Source organism: Pontixanthobacter aquaemixtae, from assembly GCF_009827395.1.
GTDB lineage: Bacteria > Pseudomonadota > Alphaproteobacteria > Sphingomonadales > Sphingomonadaceae > Pontixanthobacter > Pontixanthobacter aquaemixtae.
The window spans coordinates 272,008-291,002 of sequence record NZ_WTYX01000002.1 but is presented as its reverse complement, the minus strand read 5'-3'; the positions used below and the strand labels follow the sequence as shown (position 1 = coordinate 291,002).

The following is an 18,995-nucleotide window of genomic DNA, read 5'->3' as shown; positions in this document are numbered from 1 at the left end:
TGAGAGAGGCAAGCAATCAATGAAATAAACTGTTGCAAGAATGCCTCTCTTTGCACGGTTGGACTCGAAATACGGGGCTTTTCGACCCCGATTTGCTCACCAACGCATGTGGAGGCGAGTGGTTCCTAACTCGTTTCCGGAAAAATTCCCGCATTCCTAAGGGTTTCGATTAGCTCGCCGAAAGCGATTCTCAATTCCGCATCGGCCACCGCGCCGGTTGTTGGCGAATCGGGCGCGGTCGGCCTGATCCACCCTGATTTGTAGATGATCGTCTGACCGGCCGATTCGTCAAACACTCGCATGCCTTCGACCGGAGTCACGAACTTCCATGTCCCTGCCTGCCGGCCTGCCAAACAGCCATCGTGGCTTTCCCATTCTCCGCTCGCGCCGGGGCCGACCAGCCAGATTCCCCCATCTGCAGGAGAAGCGGGTGGAGAGGTCAATTCCTCCACGACAGCAGTATGGATCAGAAGGTCCGCGATTGCATGCGCTTCATTGACGTAAAACTCTTTCTGCGATTGACCTGTAAACAGAAAAGGAAGCTTGAAGCGTGGTGTGGTTTCGGTGAACTCGATGGGGTCGACCATTATGGATGTCCTTTCGGCGGGCGTTGTTGGGAACGGATTGAGCTAGCGAATCGCTTGCAATCCATGGATTCGCCGGCACGATCAGGGAATCGTGCCGAGCAAGAGCGCATGGGACCGCGAAGCGCGCCCGATCTGTTTCACCCATAAGTCTTTGCCCAAATGGGCTGCGAGCTGGCTCTGGGGAATTGTGATATCTGTGCTGCCCAGTTCCCACGAAAGATCAGGGGCCAAAGTGCTGCCGATACCAATCTGATACCGTTCTGACTCTTCGTTCAACGGCGTTTCAACATGGTCAGGCCAGTTCCACGCGCCGCGCGCGCGTCTGGTCCAGGACGCTAACAAATCACCATTGGCAAGTGATGTGATTTTCGGATGGACCGGCGAAAGCGGCCGCAGAGCCATTCCCGAATTGCCAATCGCCGCGACGACCGGTTCTTCATCGCCCCGTCCGATAGCCGCAATCGCATCGGATGAACTTTGCGAAACAAGCGAGGTGTCGAGTGGAACCAATTGGCTTCCCAGCAAAGTGACGGGCGATCCGGCCGGATGGGAAATGGCGGCGGAATGTTCGCTGCCGCCTCTCCCGCGAAGCAATCCATGCAAACGCCAACCCGCCGGCGAGACCTGTTCCGCGGTCGCGAACTGGACAATTTCCTCGCCTATCAGAAGGCGGTTTTGCCCTTTGGCAATTCCGGAGAGATCACTGGACGCAAAGGTCATGGAAGGCGCAATCAGCTCGACCTCGAGCGCTGCCACAGGTTCAAACAGGACCGATTGCGACGGCGCGAGCGGAGTTACCAGCGCGCCCAAGGCGGTTTGCGCGCGACCGCTTGGCCCCAAGGGAACAAGCGGTCCGTTGGCCCCCGCAAACAAGGCGGCACCTGACCATTTTTCGGTCTCGCCAGCGAGAGCCGCATAGATATGCACATCACCCGATGCACCCGCGCCATCCCAAGGAAGTTCGAAAACACGCAAGTGAGTGGGTTCGGGCAGGAGATCGTCTGGCAAGGCGGGGAAACCCGCGTCACCAGAGGCTGATGGGATAGATTCGGCCCGCGCGCGCGCAAGGTCCAGTTCGACCCCGCGATCACGCCATTCCCACCCTTCGATGGTCCAATATCCGGCGATATCCGGCACAGACACAATCGCGCCCGGCGCCAGTGCAGGATCGAGTTCCGCAATCCGCCACCGCAGCGATTCGCGAAGGTCTCCCGATCGCAGCGCGGCGTTGTTGATCAGCGATTTGGCATTGGCGGGTGTCAATGCGCCGGGAAACTCGATCGCGGAGATGGCTCCTACTGGCGCGCGGCCATGCGCCCTTTGCGTGCCGGGCTGGTAATCGCGGTCTGTATCGTAATAGCGCAGCGTTTGGGGAGGCACTCTGGCTCCGGTCGATCGCTCTCTGCTTGCACCGTCGGCGTCCCCAAAATCGCCATCGGTCCATGCCGGGACCGCTTCACCAAGTGCAACTGCTTGGGCTGGGTCCAGCCGTTTTGGCAGAAAGGATATGTGTTCATCCTTGGCCGAAACCGAAATGGGATAGACTTGTCCTATAGTGCTGATCGCATCGCGCAGCGATCCGCCCGAGTAGGAGAACCCCGCCAGGCTCGCGAGATCAACATCACCAGTCGCTTCGGCTACATACGGCCCAATCAACCCTTCGAGAGTCAGCGCATCGTTGTCGGCAAACACCTCGAAGGAAAGCGCGGGAATCCGATTGCCGAAATCCTCAAGCTGCAAGTCCTCGAACACGACATAAGCGCAACCGCGAAAGGCTGGCGCAGAACTGCCCTTGTCAGCCGCGATCAAGGGATCGACCGGCTGATCACCATGGCCCGCATAAACTCTGATCTGCCCGCCTGTTTTCAAGTCACCCGACGCACCACGCAGCAGATTTCCGTCAGCCCAGATCCGGCCCACGCTGTGTATCGCGCGGCTCGAAAGCGCGACCGCGAGCGAGGTCGAATAGCTAAACCTAGTTGTCTTGGGCTTGCCCTTGCCGCCGCCGGTTGTTTCGCGATTTTCCTGCAAATCGGTGGCCCAGATTATGGTCCCGGCAACACGCATGCGCCCATAATGTTTGGCGATCGGGCTGCCGTAGCTTGACGTGGTGATGGTCAGATCTTCCAGCCTGGGGCCTTCGCGCGTACTGCCGCCGATTATGGACGCGTCGATCTGCCTGCCCGCAAGCGCGCCGATCGCCCCGCCTACGGGACCGCCGAACAATGTGCCCAAAGCACCAAGCGCCAAAGTGGCCATAATCTAATCGTCCTCTTTCAGGCGGAAATGATGCGTTTTCGGCCATGGCAATGGGCCGGACAATCGGGCGACTCGGCGCAGGCCCGCATGGGCGTGAACAAACTCGTCGGTGCCGATGGCGATCAGCAAATGGAGTTGAGCCGGTCCGGGCCGGGTGGCGACCACATCACCACGAATGGCGGGTGGCCGGGCCTCTGCAAAGCCGTTGCGCGCGGCAAATGACGGAACAAAGTGATAGTTGGCGTTCCGCAATCCGTAAGCGGGTATCGGGACCGGGCACCTGCCAATTTGCTTAAGAGCAATTTCGACAAGGCCAACGCAGTCCAGCCCGCCGATTGTGCTGCGGCCGTGAAGCCTGAATGGCGTATCGACCAGAGCCTCTGCTGCAGCGGCAAAGGCCTCTCTCGCATCGCTCATCGCGGCAATGGGTATCGCGCGAGCAAATCGTTGCCGGGCAAGAATGGCTCGCCCTGGAAGTTGACCGCATTGCCAAACCGGGCAGAGCATGTTGCCAAGAGATGATCGCAACCCTGCGTCAATATCGCGCGTGCACCGGTTTGGATGTCGGTCGATAGCGGGGTGTCCAACAGCAATGCACCGCTCTGGTCTGCCAGAACTTGCATCCGCATTCCTGCATGGGGCCCGCCCAGCCAGCGGACTTCGCCATGGACAAACAGATCATTTTGGATGCCCGAAAAGGTGACGCTGTTTGCGTTCGGATCAACGCTGGTCGCGGCTGCTTCTGTCGTAAATTTGGCCGCAGATAATGTGCAGCCGGGCCCGCAAAACGCGGCGCGGCAGGTGGGGCTGGTTCGCGGGACATGGTCGCAATCGAGCGCTGCCTTGGCCGAATGGAGGTCTGCGGTGAAGCTCGCCCCATCTTCGGTCACGGCTCCCAACTTCCCGCTATATAGCGACGCGCGATCGAGCGTTTCCCAATCGACCGCGCCCACGATGATCGCGGCATTGTCGAACCGTCCCGCGGCGAGGTCCTCTGCGCCTATCGAGCTGTGCGACAAAACGCCACTGACCTCGACGCTGTCGGGCGATAGATCAGCGGTCCGGCGGATCGCACTGGGAACCATCCCGGGCGCCGCGCGATGCAGAATGCCGTCAAACCACAGATCGCGGTCGTGGCTGTTGAATCCCAACGTCACACCATCGCGCCGGAAAATGCGCCAGAAGTTGGCGACGCCCTCCAGCTCTTTTCGAAAGAAAACGTGGCTCATGATGCCTCGCGAATTTCGACCAGCGGGACCGAAGGGGCTTCTCCAGCGGCAAAGCTTGCTCCGGTGATGTCGAGCCGGTCTTCGGCGAAGCGAACAGGCACATCGAACAGGAAACCTGCGCGAATCTCGGCTCCTTCCTCTGGCGCCTGGGTGAAAGTGATTCCGTCCTCTGTGCTATATGTCCACTCGTTCGAAATTGTGCCATCAATGCTGACCGACAGCGTCTCGATGCGTGGCCGTGTGATCGGGCGAATCTGCGGCTCGGGCACATCTCCATAGGTTTTGGTCAATGCAAAGCTGGATGTGGTGCCATCACCCATTCCGAGCAGTTGATCCTGCGCAGTAGGGGTCGCGGTCATCCCGTTCGAACTGAAATCGAAAGGATCGGTCACCCGAAAACCGCGCGCGGGGCCGCGGCGTGCGCGAAAGAACGCGATCAACGTCCCGAGCTCTTCTTCGGACCGGATCCCTGGACCAACATCGAACCGCAAACGCGCATCGGACCACAATGAATTGCGCCGCTCGTGGCCCGATGCTGTGACCGCAACCGAAGTTGAAAATTCGGGGCTCACGCCCGTGTCGCGGCCCAGCGCAAGCGGGTAGAGAATGTCGTCGAAAGCCTGCTTTTCATCGTCCTCTGTCAAGGCGAGGCGCGTGTAGCCATCGCGGGTAATTTGCGGGAGCGCCCAGACGAAGCGGTGCGAAATTCCCCGCTTCTTCGCTTGGTCAAGACCGGAATCGATGCGCGGCCAGTAGGCATCTGCATCCTCCGCGCTCAGCACAAAGCCGGAAAGATAGTCTTGCTGCTCAAGCGGATAACCCAGCCGCGTATCAAATTCGGAATTGGCGGCCCGCCGCAAGGCGTCCGCACCGGAGGTGAGCCAGTCGTAATCCTCAAGCTGCAACCGGTCGAATGCAGGCCACGCCCACTCAAGAGGGACATTTGCCCGCTTTGCTTCGGGCATGTCCGGGTCGAGAATAGTGGGCGTAAAAGCCAGCAGCAAAATTTCGGCAGAGCCATTGGCCGCATCGCGCACCGCCTGCGCCAGATCGAATGTCGACTGGGCCAAAAGCGTGCCCGCCTGATCGAGCAAATCGGTCTGGACCTGCGAGAGCGGTTCTTTCATCGAAGCAATCGTCGGTGGCGAACCGCCAAACTCTGCGATCGCGGCGGCATCGTACAGACATGGCTTGCCCTCTGGCGTGACCCACCACCAAGGTTCCCCGATCTGGAAGAGCACGGGAAGCCCGGCCATTTGCACGATCACGACGAAGAACTGGGCGGTCGATTGCAGCCAGTTCATCGCTTGCGAATTGGCCGGCGATAACAGCGCAGAGGGCGGAACCCAGCCGGTCCGCGCGGGCTCTCCGTCATGGGCAATCTGCTGCCAAGCGGCGGGGCAATGGTCAGCGAATAATTCGTAGGAAAGCGAAGTGATAACTTCAAAGCCCTGCTCGGCTGCGCCCGTATAAAAACCGCGATGCCACCGAAAGGCGGGCACGCAAAGCTGGCCATTGGCGGCGGCAATCAAGCGGCCTTCTCCCGGTTCCAGCCGGAAAAAATGGCTCATCCCGACATAGTGCAATATTCGCCCGCGATAGCCGAGACCGCGGATATTGCGCAGCAGCCGCGCCGGGGTCTGGTTGTAGGCGTCATCATAGCCGGTCGCGATTTGCTCTTCATGCGGCGGCAAAATCACATCACCGATTTCCAGCAGCGGGCGATCTCCGTCGCAAGAAATCCCGCTCAGTGTGACAGTGGCGTTTGCCCGCTGCGGCAGTGGCAGATCGCTGCCCGCCGCATAGCCGGGCGGAACCATCGATATAAACATCCGGTCGATGTCACCGGGGTGGACCGGTTCACCGGGCAATCCATAGCCGCTTTCAAGCTCTGAAAAGGGCAGGGTGATCTGGGCGCTGTGCGGATCTCCCGAGGCATAGTTCCAAAGGCGGACATACCAGCTGCGCGAAACGCCTGCCTGGTCGCGCCCTTCGATCGTCAATGTCGGCCCGTTTGGCTGATCGAGCGGAATGAGCCCGCTCGATTGCCAATGGAAGCGCAAAGTCGTGCGGGCATAGTCACGGTCGGTAGCGTAGGCGAGCAGCGGGTGATCGAGTGTATCCTCGCTTTCCCAGATCAGCCCGGCCAGCTCGCCCTCGTGATGAAATTCGCAATCTACCCTGATTTCGTCGGGACCCTGGGTGACCACAGAGGCCATCATCGGACGCGGAAAATTGACGGTCCAGAAGCGCGGATCGAAGCGCTGAATATGGTCGCTTTCCTGCCCGCGTCGTTGGCGAGCCAGCCAAAATGCCATCGGAGCTTCCTTTAGATTGAGAGCAATGCACGGCGTACCGCGCTTGCCACTTGCCGCGAGGATCGTTGCAGGGCGACCGGGGCGCTGGTTCCGCGCGGTTGCGACAACTGGATCGCGATGCGGACATCGCGGCCAACCGCGCGCGCGGGCTGCATTGTCTCGACGCGTCCCGCGCTTGTCGGGACAAACAGTTCCGGCCCGCGTTCGCCGACCAGATAGCCGCGCCCGGGCGAAACCGGACCTCCGGTTGCTCTGCCCGGCAGGCCGAACAAAGATCCAACCAGTCCGCCAAAAATATCGCCCAATCCGCCCGACCCCTGGCTGCCGCCAAAAATCTGGTCGAGACCCAGTTGCAAAGCCTGCGCCGCAATCTGGTCGAGCACCTGGGTTGCCGTGCGTTTCAGATCTTCAAAGCCCAGGCTTCCCTTGCGAAGGGCGGAAAGCAGGCCTCTTTCGAGAATATTGCCGGCCCTGCCGAAACCTTCCCCCAAAACGCTGTCCACGCTGCCGCGCATTTGAGCGATGTCTTCTGCAAATCCGCGCGTGCTGGCGCGCACATCAATCAGCAATTCGTCGATATGTTCATCCATCGCGTTCGCTTTCCAACAAGGAGTCGAGCTCTCTTCGTGACAGGCCGCCTTTCGCCGGTGCTAATTCCTTCAGCGCAAGAGCCAGATCGGGCGGTGTGGCGTTCCAGAACTCGGCAGGGCGCCAGCCGAGCGTTTGTGCGGCCAGTCCAGCGAGCTGCGCCGCGCGCGGCCCGAATAGTTCTGTCATCCCGCGCCCTGCAGAATTGCGCCCAGCAGCGCGCGCAGCGGCTTTGCGCATCCGGCGAGCCCGGCTTCGATTGTTGCTGCCTCGATCTGGTCGCGCGTGAACTGATCCTGCGCTTCAAGACAGTGCCAGAACAATCCCGCCATTTCGGCCAATTTAAGCTGGCCGTCACCGGCGCGCTCGACCAGTGCAAACAGCGGACCAAGTTCGTCCTCCGCGCTGACCAAAGCGGCAAAGCTGGGGCGCAAGATTTGCGGTGTTCCGTCCACAGTCAGCGTGGCTTCGCCGCGATAGCTATTGGCGCTGTGCGTCATACGGGCACCACCGCCCCGGAGCTTTCCAGCTGGAGCGTGTAATTGCGTTCGCCGTTGAAATCGCCGGCATAGTCCAAACGCTGGACCAGGAAGCGACCGCGCAGTTTTTCGCCATCCTCGAAAGACAATTCGTAATCATCGATTGTCCCGGCAAGCGCGTGCGCGCGAATCCCGTTTTCGGCCGAGCTGCCGAGAAAGATTCCGCTGGCGCTGACCGACACCGATCGGGTCCCCGCGCCCGACAGGAGGTCGCGCCATCCGCCCGATTCCTTGCTGGTCACCACCACAGTGTCGCCATTTATCGACATTTGCGTGGTGCGCAGACCGGCAACGGTTTCATAGGAAGGCGGCTGCGCTCCGTCGCCAATCTTGAGGAGAAAGGCAGAACCTTTTTGTGCTGTCATGGAAAGTTACTCCGAAGTAGTTTCAAGGATGCGGAACCGGTATTCGAGAAGTACCGCGCGGAGATTGCGTTCGCGCCGTTCAGCGCGTGCGCGCAGGAACACGATTGTTGCGATTTCAAAACCGGTTTGTATGCGCGGGAGCGCGCTGATCCGCTGCTCGATTGCGCGGACCAATGCGCCATCTGCGGCAATTTCATCGCCGCGGGTGTTTAGCTCCACCGCGATCCGGACTTCGCGGCCTGCACGGCCCTTGGTGCTCCAGTCGATAGAGGCGCTGGCGGCGATGCCCAGCCATGGCGGACTGGCGCGAACCGGGCTTTCTTCCTCGACCGCGTTGAGCACTCCGGAAAGCGACGGATCGTTTCGCAGCCAGTCAACTAACGCTGCGCGTAAAAGCGTTTCCATCAATCAGCCTTTCTGAAAAGCGGCCAGAGCAGCCGGGCCTTGCGCCAACGCGACGGGTCGCTGCGGTGCGAACGGATCGCGTTCTCACCGTGAGCAATTGCTATACGCTTTGCCCTTGCAGCCAGCCGCCGCGTAACATCGAGCGCACCTTTGGAAATCTGCGCGCTGATCACGTCAGGCGCGTTCTGCGCCACGGGCGCCACAAAGCGGTTATGCTGTCCGGCAGTGAGGCCGATTGACCGCTATCGCGATCACGATAGCGGGCTGCGGCAAGGCGGATGATGCCATGCTTCAGCCCTTCGGGTAGCGACCCCCAACCGGGCGCCAGACCGGCGACAAAGCGAACAGCGATCCGGCCAGCCGATCCTTGCTGAAGAACACGGACGCACGCGCTGCCATCGGCTTCGAGTTCGATTTCGTAAGCATCGGAACCGAGAGCAAATCGAGAGCCTTCTGCGGGAATGCCGTCAACGCCGGTGATCGCCTGAACAGGCTGTGTCGATAGCGATTGCCAGTCGCGCCGCGCAGGAAGAATTTCTTCGCCCGTGACCGAAAGCGGCATAGTCCGCGTAAAGGCTTCGCAGCTTTCGACGCTGGCTTCGAGCAGCGCCGTAAGCGCAGCATCTTGCAAATCTGTGGTGATAGCGAGCCATTGCTTCAGCTCGTCCAATGCGGCCCCGCCAAGCTCGGCAGGCGTGATAATGGTTCGGCGCATAATGCGTCCTTTTGAGAGTTGTTTGTTTGGTCCCTCAGTCGCCGGAAACTTGTTTGTTTTGCCTCAAGCGCCGGCGGTCGCATTCGCTCCCTTAGGCTCCCGCCCTACCGGGCGACGCGCGTGCAGGTGGCCTTTGGCCGTCTGCGCCTTCGGCTTCGACTCCGCGCTTGCGATCAGCTGTCGCTGACCGGACCATTCCAAGCCATCTCAGTATTGCATTGATCCGGTCCGCCAACGGACGGACCGCAAGGCCGACCGGCCGACCGGCCACCCGCAGCGCAGCGGCCGTCTGGGAGCGAAAGCGAGGATAGCCTAGTGAGCGGACGCGAACGCCGGCGCTTGAGGCTGAACAAACAAATCGCACCCGCATCGCGCGCGGGAGGGGCATGCGGCGATGCGGGTGCGGGAGGGGCGAGGGAGAAGGGGGGCTCAACCTCGCCGGGGCGGCACTAGCTCTCGATCTTGAGCAGCTTGATCGCTGCACTATCGAGAACCCCGCCGCCTACGCGCTTCGTTGCATAGAAGTGCACGAAAGGTTTGTTGGTGAACGGGTCACGCAGGATCTGTGTCGCGCTGCGTTCGGCGATCAGATAGCCGTGGCGGAAATTGCCGAATGCAATCGGGAATGCGCCGGTTGCAATATCGGGCATATCCTCGGCTTCGACCACAGGGTATCCAAGCAACCGGTCAGGCTGACCATCGACCAGCCCGGGCTGCCACAGAAATGCACCGTCGGTGGTTTTGAGCTTGCGAACTTCGGCCAATGTCGAAGAGTTCATCACAAAGCTTGCGCCCTGGCGGTGGCCCGATTTCATCGTGTGGACCAGATCGATCAGGCTGATTTCGGGATTGGAACCCAGCCCCGCATCATCGCCGCTGCCGATATATTGCAGCGTGCCAAACGCGCGCGCGGAATCTTCGGCGGTTGAAGTGGGCGCGCTGAGGAAACCTGCGGGCTGGTCGCTGCCCGATCCGCTGACGAAGGCTGCGCCTTCTGCGCGGGCAAATTCCATCGCAATCTCGCTCGCCAGCCAGCTTTCAAGATCGAATGCCGCGTCGTCGAGCATGGCCTGGCTTGCCGCGGGATTGGCGTAGAGCTCGCCCGTGGGCGGGGCGATTTCCGAAAATTGCGGCGTGTCGGTTTCGGGCCGGGCGGCGGTTTCGCTGACCCACCCGCTGGCAGTACCACCTGTCGAGACAAGCTTGCGGTAACCTGCGCTGCCGGTTTGGACCACTTGCGAAATGGCCCGGATCGGGCTGATTTCGGTCAATTCGCGGGCAATGACCGCATCGATTTCCTGCGGTACGGCATAGCCGCCATCGGCGGGCGTCTGTCCGCTGACCGATTTGATTTCATGTTCGCGGCCATGGCGCAGATAGCCATCGACGAAGCCTTTGACTTCGGCGCTGGCGCTCGTGCCAGACAGGGCAGGGCGTGCGGCTGCTTTGGCGACTTTGTCGAGGCGGGCTTTCACCTCATCGACATCGCTGCGGAGCGAGGAAATGTCTTGCTCGGTCTTGTCCTGCCGCGCGACGATATCGAAGCTGGCGTCGAGCTGATCGGCAGTGTCGGAAGTGGAAAGAGTGGTGTCATCCATTGGGAATGGGCCTTTCGTTTGGGGGAGTGAAAAGACAGGGAGTGTGGTGGTTGCTCAGGCGATCATGTGAACGCGCGCGCCGTGTTGCAGTGGGTGCGTGACCAAGCTGATTTCGAACAGGTCGATTTCTTCGAGGCGGCGGCCGGTGCCGTTTTTCCGGTACCGACGCGCGCGGTATCCGAAGCTGAGACCGCTGACTTTGTGCCCGCTCAGCAGGGTGGCGGCTTTGCCATCGGGATTGTCGATCTCCGCAATGATACGCAGACCGCGCTGATCTTCGCTCGCGGTCACCACCCAGCCGATTTGCTGGTCGGGCCGGTGCTGCCAGAAGAGCGGCAACGGGGCCGATCGCCGGACAAGCGTGCGCTGGAACGCGCCCTTTTCTACCGTGTCCTGCGCCGCATCGGGTGTGCCGAACAAAGCGGCATAGCCGGCAAATCTCATAGGACCAGCGTAACGCAAAGCCCGGCGACAAAGCCGAGGGTAAGCGGCGCGATCTGGCCAAGGGCGCGCCATCTTGAGATGGCCCTGGCTGATGCGGGCTTGATCTTGCTGAAAATTGTCATGCGCTTTCTCCTTTGGGTTCAAGCCCGATCATCGCGCGCTTTTCATCACGGCTGAGGAATTCGGCGGTGGAAATTTGCGACCACAAACGCTCGCGATCTTCTGACAGAGCAGGGATCTGATCGAGATCGACCGCGAGTGTTGCATCGGCAAACCAGCTTGAAAGACCTTGCTGCAGTCCGCCGAGAATTTTGCCGGCGAGCGGCAGCAGCGTGAGCCGCCACAGCGCGCGATTGGCCTCGCGGTAATTGGCATAGGTGTTGTCGCCCGGCAGGCCGAGCAGCATCGGCGGCACGCCAAAAGCCAACGCGATGTCGCGCGCGGCGGCGGCTTTGAGCGTGGCAAAATCCATGTCTGCCGGGCTCATCGACATGGCTTTCCAGTCGAGCCCGCCTTCGAGCAGCATTGGCCGTCCCGCATTGGCCTGCCCGGCATAGGCGGCGGTCAGCTCGGACTTCAGCCGCTCGAACTGGTCGGTGGTCAGCCCGCCGCTATCGCCGGTTTCGTAAACCAGTGCGCCCGATGGCCGCGCGGCGTTTTCGAGCAAGGACCGGTTCCATTCGCTCGCGGCATTGTGGATCGCGACCGCCTGTTCGGCTGCGGCAAGGCTGCCCGCGCCGTAATGGTCATCGCCGGGGTGAATGCTCTTAAGGTGAATGATGTTGGGCCAGCCGGCCTCGTCCTCCAGCGGGATTGTCAGCGTCCGGTCGGCCAGTCGATAATGATATGCGGTTGGCCAACCATCCTCGCCCGCCACCACCGAAACACGTTCTGGGCGCAGCGCATAGAGCTCGACCGGCTGACCACTTGCATCCTTCATAATCTGGACAAAGCCATTGCCGTGCAACAGCACATGCATCGCCAGCGTTTCGATCAGCGACTGCCCCGCGCTCGGGCACTTCACCAGATCGGCAAGCGCGCTGTCACTGGCTGATAGCGGCGCGCTTCCTACACCTTCCGCGACAATCCGTACCGCGCGCTGCGCCACCGGATTTTCGACAAAACTGGAATGGATCGCGCGGCCATAATCAAACGGTGCCCGCGGACTGCTGCCATCGAAAGCAACCGCCCAGGGCGAAACAAACCCGCGCGCCAAAGGCACACGTTTTCCGCCCCCGCCTTTAAAGGCGGAAGCGATGGTTGAGAGGAAAGACATAAACTATTCCCTTGGCTTGCCGAAAGGCGTGGAGCACGGCATCATCTCGTGGCGATGAAACTTTTCGATTACTTTGTCGGTCAGAGCGTTGTGTTGATATCCAGGCTTCCGCTCGCCGACGTCGAGCAGCGGATCAATGATGCAACCCCGCCTTGGTACTGGCCATTCGCGGATGGCGTGCGGGGTTGGGCGTGGTTCGGGCGGGTTAGGTTGTCATACACCGTTGCTTGGTTCTTCGACTACGGCGCCAAGCCGGTCTTGGCGGGCAGGCTGGTAGACGAGTTAGGAGCTACCAGGCTGCAGGCGAAGTACAGGGCTCCTGCTTCCGCTTACATCTTCTACGCTATGTGGTATTTTGTTCTCACGTCCACAGTGATTTCCCTTCTTGCCTCATGGTTTGATGACAAGCTTGAGCCGGGCGGATGGACTCTTCTTCCATTCATTGGAATCATGCTGGCAGCGCCGTTGGTCATGCATTTTGTGTTTACCCGGAAATCGGAAGATGATCTCGACGCAGTGTTGGTGTTTCTCGCCAACGAGGCTGAATTCGTAGCCGACATAAATCACCTAGATCGCTGAAATCCGCGGCCTCGCCTGCTGCCCCAACATCAACTCCGTCAGCGCCCATACGAGCGCATCGGCGCGGTCGGCGCTGCGGCCGGGGCCTTCGTAACCGCCGCCCGCCATCAGAGCGCACATCTGGTCTTCGAGCGCGGCGAAAGTGCCGCAGTGTTTGACCCGTCCGGCCTCGTAAAGCGCGGCAACCGGTTCGGCTCTGGCCGCTTTGCCGCGGCTGGCATGCACCAGCTTGAGCGGCAACGAAATCTCCGCCGCACGCAGCACGCTGGCGACCATTGCGCCGCCTTGATTGGCTTCGGCAACCACCCGGTCGGCGGCCCAGATTTGTGCTGCATCAGCCACCGCCCGCGCCCAGCGTTCGGGCGAAGCTTTCGATACCGAACAGTCGGCCAGCACCACGCTGCTTCCATCATTCCTCAGCCCAGCCACAACGATCCCGCATTCATCGCCATCTGAAGAAGCGGGTGGATCCACCGCCACCACGATCCGGACATAGTCAGCGACAGCGGCGTCAGCGCGGCTTCTTTCCAACAGCGCGCGGCTCCATAAAGCGCCTTCGATTTCCTCGATCAATTCACCGCCCAGTTCCTGCCGGGCGAGAAGCGAATTGCCGAATTCCTGCTCCATCGCGGTCAAAAATGTTTGCGGCAGGTTGAGCGCATTGTCCCTGGTCGGGCCGCCCGAAATTGCCGTGTTTTCGCTATCAATCAGCCGCCGGACCAGCGCGGTATTGCGCGGGGTGGTCGTGGCGACGATCCGCTGTTCTTTGCCGAGCCGCAGCCCGAGCGTCAGATTGTTCCAGCATTGCCCCGCGCGGTCATGCGCCTGTGGCCATTTGCCGATCTCGTCGCACCATGCGTGGCTGTGCTGCGGCCCGCGCAGGCTTTCCGGCTCGGCGGCCGAATAGAGGATTGCCTGCGCACCATTGGGCCAACGCAGCCGGTGCAGCGAAGGCTCGAATTTGGGGCGCTGCCCGGCCGGAGAGCAGGCGATCAGCCCGCTTTCACCTTCGACCATAACGCTGCGTGCCTCCCCGAGAGAAGTTGCAACCAGCGCGATCCGCGCGAACGGATCGCTTTCGGCAATCGAGCGGACCCATTCTGCGCCCGCCCGCGTTTTGCCAAAGCCGCGCCCGCCCATCACCAGCCACACCCGCCAATCGCCAGATGGAGGCAGTTGGCCCGGATGCGCCGTCAACGAAAACAGATTGTCCCAGTCGCGTGCGGCAATGCGCGCGTCGGTGCCATCCATTGAGGCCGTGACATGAGTGCGATCGCGCTTCTCCACTTCGTGCATGAAATCAAGATCATCGCGATCCGCGTCCTTCCTTTTGCTCACTGGGTGGTATCGCCCCGTGCCTGGCGGCGCGCGATCACGCGCTGGCGCAATTCTTCCAGCTTCCCTTCGATGATTTCTCGTGCACGGTTGCTATCCATGCCCAGCCGCTGCGCATTTTCCTGCGCCATTGTATCCTTGTGCAGAGCGAGCAATCGCAAAGCGGCGGCATTGTCATGGCGGGGACCATCCTTGGCCTCTCCCGAACGCAGGCGGGCAAGCAGGTCGAGCTCGAGATGCTCATATCCTTCGATCAGCGCCGCCCGCCACGAGCGCGCGAAGCCTTCTTCTTCGCGGCGCAGCTTATATGCCCGGCTCGGATTGATTCCGGCCCGCCGCGCGGCTTCGCTGACATTCGAAGTTTCTGCCAGAATATCGAGAAACAGATCGCGCCAATGGCGGTTGAGCGGACCGGTTTCGCCTGTCTTCAGTTCTGGTTTGATCTTGGTCCTGTTCACCACCGGCTCGTCCTCGTGCTGCGCGAGCCAACGCAAAACGGGCGCACCCGCCATGAAGGAGGGCCGCCCGTTTTCGAATCGGTCTATCGCGATGTTCCTATTTACTAACCAAAGAGCGTCACAATGTCAATACAAAAGTACCAAATAGGTGATAGATGCTGAACTGAGGGTCAGTCACCGGTTGCCATGCGTTTGTAATTTCTCCGCCAATCTAGTTGCCCGGCGGGAGCGTTTGGGCTGCGGAGGTCGCACTGGCCGCTCTCGAGAGGCGGAGTTTTCAGAAAAACTTCCATTGCCGCAATCGCAAGCCTTCTCTAACGCGCGCAGACCATGATGAAAGCACTGCGCGCCCTCTATGATTGGACGATGGACAAGGCGTCCCATCCGCATGCGGTTTGGTGGCTCGCGTTCTTCTGTTTCATCGAATCGAGCTTTTTCCCGATACCGCCGCATCCGTTGCTGGGCCTTATGTGCCTGGCCGAACCGCGCAAGGCGATCCGTTTTGCTTTGGTGGCCACTCTTTCATCGGTTGCGGGCGCGCTTCTGGGATATGCAATCGGTTGGGGTCTCTATGACAGTGTCGGGCAGCAATTGATCGGCATGCTCGGGCTGAGCGAGAGTTTCCCGGTCGCGGCATGCTATCTGCGCGAATATGACGTCGAAGCGATCCTGATTGCCGGCGCGACACCGGTTCCTTTCAAATTGCTCACCATCACCGCCGGCTTCATCGAAATGGCTCTGGTGCCTTTCATTCTCGCCAGCCTCGCGGCGCGGGCGATGATCTTTATGACCGTGGGCATTTTGTTCCGCCTTTTCGGGGCGCCAATCAAACGGATCATCGATCAATATCTTGGCACGGTTACCGCCATTTTCATCCTGTTGGTGGTTGGCGGGTTCATTGCGCTAACCTCTTTCAGCGGGGGCAACGAAGCGGTGCAGGATAAATGCGAAGCGGCAACCGAAGTGGTTCCCGGCGGTTAACACTGCGTGCTTTCAGCTTGGCCCATCAGGCCTGCGCGGCCCGTTGCAATTGCCCGAAATCGACAATCTCGATCCGCCCGTAATGTCGGTGTAGCGCCCCGCGCGCTTCCAGAATCGCCAAACATTTGTTGACCGTTACCCGCGTCAGGCCGGTTAGTTCGCCCAGCTCCTGCTGGCCCAGCTTGATCATCACCGGAATGCGTTTCGTCGCAGCCATATTGGCGAGCACTGCTGCCACGCGCGACAGGCTGGAGGCATGACCCAATCCGGTGACCAGATCGAGCACTTCCTGCAATTGCGCAGCCAGATTGCCCACCAGCCTTCGCATCGTTGCCGGATCGCTTTGAATGGCGCGCTCGAAAGAGTTCCCGTCGATCCACCGCAGATCAACCTGGCCGTCCGCAATCGCATCGACGACGCGTGGGCTTGCCGCGAACAGCGCCAGTTCACCATAGGAATCGCCGCTCACCAACAGCGCAATTGCGCGAAAGTCGCCATCAAGGCGGAACTGGCCGATCTTCACCGTTCCGTGCTCGATCACCCAAAAGCCAATCGCATCGTCGCCCCTTTGCTGGATGATCTGCCCGTCATCAAATCTGCGCAATGGCGCTTTGGCGAGCAAGCTGTCGCGCACATCGTCATCCAGCTCGCGAAACAGGGTGGGAACCACCAGCGATCGCAAATGCGCATCAGATTGTAAGCTATTTGACATTTCGAGTGACGCATATGGGCTATGGCGGCCAATGACAACAGGAGCGTCCACCCATGCCCAATTCATCCATAGCCGTTCTCGCCGTATTCTTTGGCTTTGCCCTGCTCGAGCTATGGCGGACAGATTTGTTCCGCAAAGGCGAGCAGACGCGCGATGACGGGATCGTTGAAGCGGTGAGCATGATCATGCTGATGGCGGTTACCCAGCCGACCATCATTCTTACCTCTGCTTATCTGTTGGGGCAGTTCGCTCCGCAGCTGGAAGGCGCGCTGGCCAACATCAATATCTTTGCCGGGATCGCCCTGCTGCTGATCGGCGATGATATGACGCAATATTGGTGGCACCGCGCCAGCCACACATTCCCGTGGCTGTATAATTTGCATCGCGCGCATCACAATGCGCGGTACATGTCGGTCCGCCTCGTATATCGAAACAACATTATTTATTACGCACTTATGCCCGGCCTTTGGATCGGCGGCGCGTTTCTTTATATGGGCATGGGCTGGATCTATGCCGGATATTTGATCGTCAAAATGACTGTGATTATCGGTGCGCATAGCGATGTCGCGTGGGACAAGCCGCTGTATAAGATCAAGGCGCTGTCCCCGATCATGTGGGTTGTCGAACGCACCATCTCCACCCCTTCGACCCATCATGCGCATCATGGCCGCCATGCCGATGATCCTGGCACGAATTACAAAGGCAATTATGGCAATCTGCTGTTTTTCTGGGATGTGCTGTTCGGCACCGCGAAGATCACCCGCACCTATCCCAAGAGCTACGGCGTAGAAAATCTGCCCAAAGCAACTTTGGGCCAACAACTCGCATGGCCGCTATTTCCGCAAGGCACAGAGATGGATCCGGCACAGTAACCGGTCGAGCAGCCAAAGCCTGCTGCGCAATAATCTCCCCGAAGAGCGGAACTAAGAAGCCGGATAGCCGTGCCCAGCCGGGCAGTCGCTAGATAATCCCCGTCGCCTTGCCTGCTCGTTCAAACATGCCAAGAATTGTACCGACTTCCTCGTCGCTATGTTCGGCGCAGAGCGAGCAACGCAACAGGGTCATATTCGCCGGTGTTGCCGGTGGCCGCGCGAGATTGACATAGAGCCCCTCTTTCAAAAGCGCTTCCCACAGTGCCGCGCCTTTTTCCAGATCGGGCATAATCACCGCAACAATCGCGCTTTGGCACTCCGCTGTGCCGAGCTGGAAACCCAGATCGGTCAGCCCCTTGTGCAGACGTTTGGAGTTTTCCCACAAATGCCCGCGTTTGTTGCCCGCATGCTGCAATTTGCGGATACTCGTCGCCGCTGTTGCGACCACGCTCGGCGGAAGCGATGCGGTGAACACATAGGGCCGGCAGACCAGCCGCATAATCTCGAACTTCGGATGGTTCGACACGCAAAAGCCGCCAACCGTCCCGACGCTCTTGGAAAATGTCCCGATGATGAAATCGACATCGTCGAGCACACCTTCGGCCTCCACCACGCCGCGGCCATTTTCACCGATGAAGCCCATCGAATGCGCCTCATCGACCAGAACCATGGCGCCGTATTTCTTGGCAATCGCGACCATTTCCTTGAGCGGCGCAAGATCGCCCAGCATCGAATAGACGCCTTCGAGAATAACCAGCTTGCCCGCACCTTCGGGTACGCGCTTCAGCCGCTTCTCCATCGCTTCGATATCATTATGCTTGAACGGCACGACTTCGGCATTGCCCATGGCGCAGCCATCCCAGATGCTGGCATGGCTATCGATATCGAGGATGATATAATCGCCCTTGCCGGCGATGGTCGAAATGATCCCGAGATTGGCCAGATAGCCGGTCGAGAAGACCATCGCGTGATCCATGTCATAAAATTCACGCAATGCGTCTTCGCATTCCTTATGGCCTTGATACGTGCCATTAAGAACGCGGCTTCCGGTGGTTCCGGTGCCAAAATCTTCCAGCGCCTGCTTGCCCGCATCGACCACGTCGGGATCGAATGTCATTCCCATATAATTATAGGTTCCAAGCAGGATCGTTTCGCGGCCATTGCAAATAGCGCGCGTGGGAGAGAGCACTTTCTCCATCACCAGGCTGAACGGATCTTCCTGCCCTGAAGCGAGCAGGCCTTCGCGCAACGCAATGATATCATCAAATTTGCTGAACAGGTCTCCGCCCGTTCCGGGGCCGGTTTCATCGCTCATCTGATCAGCCCTGCAGTTTGGTCACGGCATCGACAAGCTGGCCATAATTTTCGATTTCGGCCTGCTGGTTCATGCTGATGATAATGTCGAATTCGTCTTCGATCTCTGCCACGAAATCCATCACGGTCAGGCTGTCAAATTCAAAATCGCCGACGAAGGTTGTCGCGTCGGTAATCTCGACATCCTTCTTGTTGAAGGGCCCGATCAATTCGCGGATTTTGCTATCGACTTCGGCACGATCCATAAGGGTAATTCCAATCTCTTAGTTCTCATTGCGCGCAATGCAAAAGCTTTGGCGCGTTGTCCGCCTGCCCTGCAAAAGCGGCGTGAATGGGGCCGAAAAGCGGCTCAAACGCCTGCTTGTCAAGCGCTAGTCGCAATGGCAAGCCTGCGATGCGTGTGAAATTGGGATGAGCGAGC

At 59.9% G+C, this 18,995-nt stretch carries 23 protein-coding genes; 3 read left to right on the top strand and 20 right to left on the bottom strand.

Annotation, left to right across the window (positions count from 1 at the left end; translation table 11 throughout):
* Positions 1-125: 125 nt before the first annotated feature.
* The 15 genes from GRI41_RS10360 to GRI41_RS10295 all read right to left on the bottom strand — a co-directional run bounded on the left by GRI41_RS10360 (position 126) and on the right by GRI41_RS10295 (position 12,323).
* Positions 126-587, bottom strand: a complete 462-nt coding sequence (locus GRI41_RS10360) for a DUF2793 domain-containing protein (RefSeq protein WP_160604938.1) — start codon at positions 585-587, stop codon at positions 126-128.
* Between the two features lie 81 nt (positions 588-668).
* Positions 669-2,846 carry a phage tail protein gene (locus GRI41_RS10355; RefSeq protein ID WP_160604937.1) on the bottom strand — a complete coding sequence of 726 codons (2,178 nt, stop codon included), beginning with the start codon at positions 2,844-2,846 and terminating at the stop codon, positions 669-671.
* Between the two features lie 3 nt (positions 2,847-2,849).
* On the bottom strand, positions 2,850-3,263 hold the full coding sequence (locus GRI41_RS10350) for an NlpC/P60 family protein (RefSeq protein ID WP_160604936.1): 414 nt from the start codon (positions 3,261-3,263) through the stop codon (positions 2,850-2,852).
* Positions 3,260-4,075 carry a DUF2163 domain-containing protein gene (locus GRI41_RS10345; RefSeq protein WP_160604935.1) on the bottom strand — a complete coding sequence of 272 codons (816 nt, stop codon included), beginning with the start codon at positions 4,073-4,075 and terminating at the stop codon, positions 3,260-3,262. The genes GRI41_RS10350 and GRI41_RS10345 overlap by 4 nt, the downstream gene beginning before the upstream one ends.
* The gene (locus GRI41_RS10340; RefSeq protein WP_160604934.1) at positions 4,072-6,393 is read right to left on the bottom strand and encodes a DUF2460 domain-containing protein; all 2,322 of its coding nucleotides are present in this window, start codon (positions 6,391-6,393) and stop codon (positions 4,072-4,074) included. The genes GRI41_RS10345 and GRI41_RS10340 overlap by 4 nt, the downstream gene beginning before the upstream one ends.
* Before the next feature lie 11 nt (positions 6,394-6,404).
* The gene (locus GRI41_RS10335) at positions 6,405-6,983 is read right to left on the bottom strand and encodes a tail tape measure protein (RefSeq protein ID WP_160604933.1); all 579 of its coding nucleotides are present in this window, start codon (positions 6,981-6,983) and stop codon (positions 6,405-6,407) included.
* Complete coding sequence (locus tag GRI41_RS10330) at positions 6,976-7,170, bottom strand: phage tail assembly chaperone (protein WP_160604932.1); 195 nt, start codon at positions 7,168-7,170, stop codon at positions 6,976-6,978. The genes GRI41_RS10335 and GRI41_RS10330 overlap by 8 nt, the downstream gene beginning before the upstream one ends.
* Positions 7,167-7,481 (bottom strand): gene transfer agent family protein, encoded by a 315-nt coding sequence (locus GRI41_RS10325; RefSeq protein ID WP_160604931.1) that lies wholly within the window; start codon positions 7,479-7,481, stop codon positions 7,167-7,169. Before GRI41_RS10325 ends, GRI41_RS10330 begins: the two co-directional genes overlap by 4 nt.
* On the bottom strand, positions 7,478-7,885 hold the full coding sequence (locus GRI41_RS10320) for a phage major tail protein, TP901-1 family (protein ID WP_160604930.1): 408 nt from the start codon (positions 7,883-7,885) through the stop codon (positions 7,478-7,480). The genes GRI41_RS10325 and GRI41_RS10320 overlap by 4 nt, the downstream gene beginning before the upstream one ends.
* A gap of 6 nt (positions 7,886-7,891) precedes the next feature.
* Entirely contained in the window at positions 7,892-8,290 is a 399-nt protein-coding gene (gene gp17, locus GRI41_RS10315; RefSeq protein WP_160604929.1) for a tail completion protein gp17, read from the bottom strand.
* A 169-nt stretch (positions 8,291-8,459) separates the two neighbouring features.
* Entirely contained in the window at positions 8,460-9,005 is a 546-nt protein-coding gene (locus tag GRI41_RS10310; RefSeq protein ID WP_160604928.1) for a head-tail connector protein, read from the bottom strand.
* A 449-nt stretch (positions 9,006-9,454) separates the two neighbouring features.
* Positions 9,455-10,603 (bottom strand): phage major capsid protein, encoded by a 1,149-nt coding sequence (locus GRI41_RS10305; protein ID WP_160604927.1) that lies wholly within the window; start codon positions 10,601-10,603, stop codon positions 9,455-9,457.
* Positions 10,604-10,657: 54 nt separating this feature from the next.
* Positions 10,658-11,047 carry an HK97 family phage prohead protease gene (locus GRI41_RS10300; protein WP_160604926.1) on the bottom strand — a complete coding sequence of 130 codons (390 nt, stop codon included), beginning with the start codon at positions 11,045-11,047 and terminating at the stop codon, positions 10,658-10,660.
* Positions 11,044-11,169 (bottom strand): hypothetical protein, encoded by a 126-nt coding sequence (locus GRI41_RS14420; protein WP_268893203.1) that lies wholly within the window; start codon positions 11,167-11,169, stop codon positions 11,044-11,046. Before GRI41_RS14420 ends, GRI41_RS10300 begins: the two co-directional genes overlap by 4 nt.
* Entirely contained in the window at positions 11,166-12,323 is a 1,158-nt protein-coding gene (locus GRI41_RS10295; protein WP_160604925.1) for a phage portal protein, read from the bottom strand. The genes GRI41_RS14420 and GRI41_RS10295 overlap by 4 nt, the downstream gene beginning before the upstream one ends.
* A gap of 48 nt (positions 12,324-12,371) precedes the next feature.
* On the opposite strand from GRI41_RS10295, the gene GRI41_RS10290 reads away from it, so the two are divergent.
* A complete protein-coding gene (locus tag GRI41_RS10290) occupies positions 12,372-12,902 on the top strand; it encodes a hypothetical protein (protein WP_160604924.1) in 531 nt (176 codons plus the stop codon).
* Here GRI41_RS10290 and GRI41_RS10285 read toward each other — a convergent pair.
* On the bottom strand, positions 12,891-14,153 hold the full coding sequence (locus GRI41_RS10285; RefSeq protein ID WP_235901255.1) for a DNA-packaging protein: 1,263 nt from the start codon (positions 14,151-14,153) through the stop codon (positions 12,891-12,893). The genes GRI41_RS10290 and GRI41_RS10285 overlap by 12 nt on opposite strands.
* A gap of 83 nt (positions 14,154-14,236) precedes the next feature.
* Positions 14,237-14,749: a hypothetical protein gene (locus tag GRI41_RS10280; protein ID WP_160604923.1), complete on the bottom strand. Its 513-nt coding sequence runs from the start codon at positions 14,747-14,749 to the stop codon at positions 14,237-14,239.
* A 276-nt stretch (positions 14,750-15,025) separates the two neighbouring features.
* Here GRI41_RS10280 and GRI41_RS10275 point away from each other — a divergent pair, with 276 nt between their 5' ends.
* A complete protein-coding gene (locus GRI41_RS10275) occupies positions 15,026-15,676 on the top strand; it encodes a YqaA family protein (RefSeq protein WP_235901196.1) in 651 nt (216 codons plus the stop codon).
* Between the two features lie 25 nt (positions 15,677-15,701).
* Here the strand turns inward: GRI41_RS10275 and GRI41_RS10270 are convergent, their stop codons facing one another.
* The gene (locus tag GRI41_RS10270; RefSeq protein WP_160604922.1) at positions 15,702-16,388 is read right to left on the bottom strand and encodes a Crp/Fnr family transcriptional regulator; all 687 of its coding nucleotides are present in this window, start codon (positions 16,386-16,388) and stop codon (positions 15,702-15,704) included.
* Between the two features lie 53 nt (positions 16,389-16,441).
* Here GRI41_RS10270 and GRI41_RS10265 point away from each other — a divergent pair, with 53 nt between their 5' ends.
* On the top strand, positions 16,442-17,260 hold the full coding sequence (locus GRI41_RS10265) for a sterol desaturase family protein (RefSeq protein WP_160604921.1): 819 nt from the start codon (positions 16,442-16,444) through the stop codon (positions 17,258-17,260).
* An 88-nt stretch (positions 17,261-17,348) separates the two neighbouring features.
* Here the strand turns inward: GRI41_RS10265 and spt are convergent, their stop codons facing one another.
* Complete coding sequence (gene spt / locus GRI41_RS10260; RefSeq protein ID WP_160604920.1) at positions 17,349-18,575, bottom strand: serine palmitoyltransferase; 1,227 nt, start codon at positions 18,573-18,575, stop codon at positions 17,349-17,351.
* Positions 18,576-18,579: 4 nt separating this feature from the next.
* A complete protein-coding gene (locus tag GRI41_RS10255) occupies positions 18,580-18,819 on the bottom strand; it encodes an acyl carrier protein (RefSeq protein ID WP_160604919.1) in 240 nt (79 codons plus the stop codon).
* Positions 18,820-18,995: the final 176 nt, after the last annotated feature.

What these genes read in the sequence shown, in the direction of transcription:
- GRI41_RS10305 (WP_160604927.1), bottom strand. Translation starts at nt 10,603, where the DNA reads ATGGATGACACCACTCTTTCCACTTCCGACACTGCCGATCAGCTCGAC.
- GRI41_RS10320 (WP_160604930.1), bottom strand. Translation starts at nt 7,885, where the DNA reads ATGACAGCACAAAAAGGTTCTGCCTTTCTCCTCAAGATTGGCGACGGA.
- gp17 (WP_160604929.1), bottom strand. Translation starts at nt 8,290, where the DNA reads ATGGAAACGCTTTTACGCGCAGCGTTAGTTGACTGGCTGCGAAACGAT.
- GRI41_RS10335 (WP_160604933.1), bottom strand. Translation starts at nt 6,983, where the DNA reads ATGGATGAACATATCGACGAATTGCTGATTGATGTGCGCGCCAGCACG.
- GRI41_RS10355 (WP_160604937.1), bottom strand. Translation starts at nt 2,846, where the DNA reads ATGGCCACTTTGGCGCTTGGTGCTTTGGGCACATTGTTCGGCGGTCCC.
- GRI41_RS10270 (WP_160604922.1), bottom strand. Translation starts at nt 16,388, where the DNA reads ATGTCAAATAGCTTACAATCTGATGCGCATTTGCGATCGCTGGTGGTT.
- GRI41_RS10330 (WP_160604932.1), bottom strand. Translation starts at nt 7,170, where the DNA reads ATGACAGAACTATTCGGGCCGCGCGCGGCGCAGCTCGCTGGACTGGCC.
- GRI41_RS10360 (WP_160604938.1), bottom strand. Translation starts at nt 587, where the DNA reads ATGGTCGACCCCATCGAGTTCACCGAAACCACACCACGCTTCAAGCTT.
- GRI41_RS10275 (WP_235901196.1), top strand. Translation starts at nt 15,026, where the DNA reads ATGATGAAAGCACTGCGCGCCCTCTATGATTGGACGATGGACAAGGCG.
- GRI41_RS10325 (WP_160604931.1), bottom strand. Translation starts at nt 7,481, where the DNA reads ATGACGCACAGCGCCAATAGCTATCGCGGCGAAGCCACGCTGACTGTG.
- GRI41_RS10285 (WP_235901255.1), bottom strand. Translation starts at nt 14,153, where the DNA reads ATGGATGGCACCGACGCGCGCATTGCCGCACGCGACTGGGACAATCTG.
- GRI41_RS10265 (WP_160604921.1), top strand. Translation starts at nt 16,442, where the DNA reads ATGCCCAATTCATCCATAGCCGTTCTCGCCGTATTCTTTGGCTTTGCC.
- GRI41_RS14420 (WP_268893203.1), bottom strand. Translation starts at nt 11,169, where the DNA reads ATGACAATTTTCAGCAAGATCAAGCCCGCATCAGCCAGGGCCATCTCA.
- GRI41_RS10255 (WP_160604919.1), bottom strand. Translation starts at nt 18,819, where the DNA reads ATGGATCGTGCCGAAGTCGATAGCAAAATCCGCGAATTGATCGGGCCC.
- GRI41_RS10350 (WP_160604936.1), bottom strand. Translation starts at nt 3,263, where the DNA reads ATGAGCGATGCGAGAGAGGCCTTTGCCGCTGCAGCAGAGGCTCTGGTC.
- GRI41_RS10300 (WP_160604926.1), bottom strand. Translation starts at nt 11,047, where the DNA reads ATGAGATTTGCCGGCTATGCCGCTTTGTTCGGCACACCCGATGCGGCG.
- GRI41_RS10340 (WP_160604934.1), bottom strand. Translation starts at nt 6,393, where the DNA reads ATGGCATTTTGGCTGGCTCGCCAACGACGCGGGCAGGAAAGCGACCAT.
- GRI41_RS10345 (WP_160604935.1), bottom strand. Translation starts at nt 4,075, where the DNA reads ATGAGCCACGTTTTCTTTCGAAAAGAGCTGGAGGGCGTCGCCAACTTC.
- GRI41_RS10310 (WP_160604928.1), bottom strand. Translation starts at nt 9,005, where the DNA reads ATGCGCCGAACCATTATCACGCCTGCCGAGCTTGGCGGGGCCGCATTG.
- spt (WP_160604920.1), bottom strand. Translation starts at nt 18,575, where the DNA reads ATGAGCGATGAAACCGGCCCCGGAACGGGCGGAGACCTGTTCAGCAAA.
- GRI41_RS10280 (WP_160604923.1), bottom strand. Translation starts at nt 14,749, where the DNA reads ATGGCGGGTGCGCCCGTTTTGCGTTGGCTCGCGCAGCACGAGGACGAG.
- GRI41_RS10295 (WP_160604925.1), bottom strand. Translation starts at nt 12,323, where the DNA reads ATGTCTTTCCTCTCAACCATCGCTTCCGCCTTTAAAGGCGGGGGCGGA.